The following is an 801-nucleotide window of genomic DNA, read 5'->3' as shown; positions in this document are numbered from 1 at the left end:
GTGGGTGTGGCACGTCGCCGAACAACGGCTCGTCTGGGACGATCGCACCGCCGCGCTGTACGGCGCACCGACGGAAATCGCCGACTCCGGGCAGTGTTACGCGTACTGGCGCGCGCGCCTGCACCCGGACGACGCGGCCGCGACAGAGACCGCCCTGCACCAGCAGGTGCTGCACAACGGGCGCTTCGACCATGCGTTCCGCATCGTGCTCGAAAATGGCCAGGTGCGCCACATTCAGGCCAACGGCATGGTCGAACACGATGCCAGCGGCGCCATCTGTCAGGTGGTCGGCGTGAATCGCGACGTCAGCGACGAAAAACTCGCGCAACAGCGCGCGCATGACTTGACGGCCGCGCTGGAACAGCAGGTCACCCGGCGTACTCGCGAGCTGAACGAGGCGCTGGAGGAATCACGCCTCGCCAGCCAGGCGAAATCCGAGTTTCTGGCCAACATGAGCCACGAAATACGCACCCCCATGAACGCCATACTGGGCCTCGCCTACATGCTGGAGCAACAGCCGCTCAACGCCGATGCGCACGGCATGGTGCAGAAAATCCGCCGCGCCGGCCGCTCGCTGCTGGAACTGATCAACGACATACTCGACTTCTCGAAAATCGAGGCGCAACGCCTGGAAATCGAGCACGCGCCGTTCCGCCTGTGCGAAGTGCTGGATAACGCAGCCTGCATCATGGCAAGTACGGTCGGAACCAAACCCATCGAAGTCATCGTCGATTCGCCGCCCGGCGGCAGCAATTACCTCATGGGCGACGGACTGCGCCTGAGCCAGGTACTTATCAACCT

The 801-nt window shown here is 63.7% G+C and carries 1 protein-coding gene; it reads left to right on the top strand.

Annotation, left to right across the window (positions count from 1 at the left end):
* Positions 1-801 (top strand): PAS domain-containing protein (locus JNK74_28480; protein ID MBL7650125.1); only part of this gene is annotated, 801 nt, incomplete at both ends.

Source organism: Candidatus Hydrogenedentota bacterium (assembly GCA_016791475.1).
In the GTDB taxonomy this organism is placed as follows: domain Bacteria; phylum Hydrogenedentota; class Hydrogenedentia; order Hydrogenedentales; family JAEUWI01; genus JAEUWI01.
The sequence above is the reverse complement of the archived record's forward strand: the minus strand, read 5'-3'. Positions and strand labels throughout refer to the sequence as shown.